General features: G+C 58.9%; 1 protein-coding gene and 2 pseudogenes. 1 reads left to right on the top strand and 2 read right to left on the bottom strand.

The window, feature by feature from the left end:
- Positions 1 to 100: 100 nt before the first annotated feature.
- Positions 101 to 775 (bottom strand): annotated as a pseudogene (locus JQC81_RS31965) (IS630 family transposase); the annotation flags it as partial.
- A pseudogene (locus tag JQC81_RS31960) lies at positions 681 to 1,709 on the bottom strand (IS481 family transposase). The pseudogenes JQC81_RS31965 and JQC81_RS31960, both read right to left, overlap by 95 nt.
- A gap of 1,093 nt (positions 1,710 to 2,802) precedes the next feature.
- Between JQC81_RS31960 and JQC81_RS31955 the strand changes: the two are divergent.
- Positions 2,803 to 3,702, top strand: a complete 900-nt coding sequence (locus JQC81_RS31955) for a hypothetical protein (RefSeq protein WP_203275787.1) — start codon at positions 2,803 to 2,805, stop codon at positions 3,700 to 3,702.
- The last annotated feature ends 137 nt before the right edge of the window (positions 3,703 to 3,839 follow it).

The following is a 3,839-nucleotide window of genomic DNA, read 5'->3' as shown; positions in this document are numbered from 1 at the left end:
TCAGCTGCTCTGGGCTAAGCGCATCCAGGCAAATGGGGTGCATGGCGGCCTCCCGGCTGCTCCCACACCCCAACATACCACAGAACTTCCAATGCTGTACTTAGTGGTGTGAGTTAGAGGTTCGCTGACAGAAGCGTTTGACGCTGTCGAGGATATCGCCAGCGGTTTTGGTCCACACGAATGGCTTGGGATCGGCATTGCTCGCCTCGATGTAGCGGCGGATCGCCATCTCCAAGGCATGCGTGCTGCGGAAGGCGCCCCGCTGGAGCTGGCGTCGGGTCAGCAGCGCAAACCAGCCCTCGACCATGTTCAGCCAGGATGCGGATGTGGGCGTGAAGTGCAGGTGATAGCGCGGACGCTGGGCCAGCCAGCGGTGGATCAGCGGGGTCTTGTGGGTTGCCGCGTTGTCGAGCACCACATGCACCTCCAGCCCCTCCGGCACCGTCTGGTCGATGGTATCCAGAAAGGCGCGGAAGTCCTGGGCCGTGTGACGCGCCCGACACTCACCCACCACCCGGCCGGAGCAGATATCCAGGGCCGCAAACAGATCCGTGGTGCCGTGACGAACGTAATCGTGCGTGTGACGCTCAGCCTGACCCGGGCGCATGGGCACGCTCGGGGCAGTAGGCGATCTGGCCTGGATCTGGGGCTTCTCGTCTACGCACAGCACCAACGCCCGATCAGGCGGGTTCAGATAGAGCCCGACGATGTCGCGGACCTTGTCGACTGTCTGGATGCGAGACCTCCTTGGCGTGAGCGACGACCTGGAGGGCTGGCGGCAACGCGTCTGAATCGGGTGGCTTGTAGCGGCGGTTGACAAGCTTCGGCTCGGCAGCCAGGCGCCGTTGCACAACCTGCTCTGGTGAGGCGCCCTTGAGCACCCGCTGACGTCTACTGTTGTAAGCCTGATTGAAGCCCTTGAGCAGCGTCTCCAGATCCCGGTGGCGGTAGATGGTAATGCCCAGCACCTCGCGCTGCACCCGGCCGTTGAAGCGCTCCACAAGGCCATTGGTTTGCGGCGTGTAGGGCTTGGTCCTGCGGTGCTCCACCTTCAGCTGGCGGCAGGCGTGTTCAAAGCCATCCGCCGTGAAGCAGGATCCTCTGTCCGTCAGGACGTGCGTGACCTTGAAGGGGAGCGCGCAGACCGCCTCTTTCAGGAAGGCGACCGCGCTGGTGGCCAGCTCGTCGTCCTTGACCGCCAGATACACCCAGCGGGAGCAGCGATCGATGGCCACATACAGGAAGCGCTTGCGGCGCTCGCCGTCGGCGGTCTGCAGCTTGGGCAGGTGCTTGATGTCCATGTGCACGAAGCCGAGGTCATAGTCCTTGAACGTGCCGATCTTGCGCTTGCGCTGCTCGGCCGGTGGTAATCGTCCCAGCCCCTCGGCTTTGAGGATGCGGTAGACCGCATCGCGGTTGAGATGCGGCAGGAAGTGGCTGACCACGAAGGTGAGGTCATCGAGCGGAAAGCCGGTGGCCTGGCGCAGGGCGCAGACGATGGCGCGCTCTTCCGCGGTGGCTTTCCAGGGCAGCTTGTGCGGTCGGCTGGAGTGATCCTGGCAGTCCTATGCGCCGCGCTTGCGCCACTTGCGGATGGTGTCCGTGCTCACGCTGAAGCGTTGGGCCAGCATGCCGGTGGGCTCTCTCGAGCGGGCGATCTCCTGGCGAACGGCTGGAGTGGTGCGGGCTTGGGGATGAAGCGAGTGCATCAGATCCTCCACCAGGCACGGGGTGGGCGCCGCGAGCCATCGAAGCGCCACGTATAGTTCTCAATTGCCCAACGCACCCGATCCCAACAACGTTCCGCTACCAAACAAGGCAGACCGTGGTGTTCGGGTGCAAATTTCTGAACTCGCTCCAAGCAGCATGCAGCACAACTAAGTCGATGATCAGCTGGAGGATGTGGTATTTGGGATAGCTGAGAAAAAACACTCCTGTAATGATTGCAGCGCAGCAAATCCGAGGTAGCCTATCGAGATAGTCTGGCAGCGACGCGGAAGCCATCAATAAGACTTACTATTAGCGGGCTACGAACGTAGTGAAAGCTGCTCCTTGGACAGCGTCCAATGCCTTCACGAGCCTGCCCAGCAGACGCGCATGGCGGCTCGGAACATAGTTTCGGGCGACCTCAAGGACACCAACGGCTCCAATCAGCAGCACAAGGATGGAGTGGCGGTGTTTCGGATAGTCAAGGCAAAACGCGGCTCCAATAGTGGCAAAGGCAGTAGGTCGCTCAAAGCTCGGCTGCTCTCCAGTGCAGGGGCGCATTCCAATCGGCGAGAGGGTGAAAACGGCAATTGCAGAGAAGAGCAGCCATCCGACACAGCGAAAGAAAATTTTAGGTGTCATAATGTGTGGTTTCGCCAATCACACTCATGATGCATTTGCTCTAGGTGATTAGCACCAAGGAGAAAAAGAAATCTTTGGAATAGGGGGCCTGTTCCTAGTCAGCATCCATGAATTATATGGTTGGGCTGACTTTATCCATAGGAGAGATGGATGTAGTCCTGGAAGAACTGCGTTCTTGCTGCAATCACCTCCGTCTCTGCCTTTGCAGCAAGGGTGGTGCCTCGGGTCCGCCCGACAAGAGCAGTAAGGGGATCCTGGCCGGATTGTTTGGGCGGGACTGCCCTTCCTGCGTTTGGCAGGCGGCTATGCTCTGGTGTGACACTATCGTAGCCTTAAGCCAGTGGAATAGCAGCGCCTCAATGCCTCCTGTTGTTCTTTGACAACCCGGCCCGGGAAGCAACTGACCCTTAGCTTTCCGGATCGATAACTTTTACTTCCCCTTGGGAGGAAGCAGTGACGAAATTACCCACCTCCACAGCCATCGCTGTAGGAGCCGTGCCATGCCCTGACAAAGCCGAGCTCGATTCAATAAGCGGCACGACTGAACTTGCCTCTCGCAATCAGCTGTTTGCAGCGGTTGCCTTGATCGGCTTTGCCAATGGCATCAGCGGGAAGTTCGTTGGGGCTGTGCTCAGCAGCGGCATCACCGCCGCGGTGTTGAGCACTTTCCAGATCAGCATCATTGTCTGGGCTGCCTTCGCAATCTGCATAAGATTGCTGTTGCAAGCGCCGACACAAGCGGCGCAACCTTCAGACTGGATTGTAGCTAGTGGTGCTCTTATGGCATTTCTTGTGCCTGTCGTTGAGATGAGTTGGGTGATCATCTCAGGCTTGGCGATCTACCTCCTTGTCACGTCCCAGGGGTCAAACCTCCTAACCCGAGGAGCCTGGATCCTCCTTGCCGTCACATTCCCCATGTTCTGGTCGCGGCTCCTCTTTTACATGATGAGCAACCCAATTTTGGAGGGAGATGCTGTTCTTGTCGGATGGTTGGTTGGTACGGAGCGTGTCGGCAATGCCATCGAACTCGCCGATGGCTCAGGATACCTGTGGATTGCCCCAGGTTGTTCGTCCTTGGCGAACGTCTCATTGGCGATCCTGTGCTGGGTCACGCTGGCTAAGGCTCGGGACCGCCCGAGTTCACTGCGCGATCTGGGGTGGGTTCTGGCAGCCTGCGCGGCGGTTGTTGGCGTCAACGTTGCTCGTATGAGCCTGATTGGGATTTATCCCTGGCATTATGAACTGGTGCATGGCCCTGTTGGCGGAGCCATAGCCAGCTGGCTCATCCTCGGGGTCACTGTTGGTATTTGTTTCTTAGGGGTTCGATATGACCACCGTACGACCCGTATTTAACATTGCATTCGGGCTTATGCTGGTCATCAGCCTGTCTCTGAAGTTTATGACGCTCACCTGAGTGCCCGTTTGAGAATTGCTACGGGTGAGCGATGCGGCGGAGCATGAGACTGCTCATGGCCACCCCGATCATGGCT

It is taken from the genome of Microvirga arabica (assembly GCF_016811235.1).
Taxonomy (GTDB): Bacteria; Pseudomonadota; Alphaproteobacteria; order Rhizobiales; family Beijerinckiaceae; genus Microvirga; species Microvirga arabica.
Note: the sequence above shows the minus strand (reverse complement) of the source record. Positions and strands in the feature narration are given on the sequence as shown.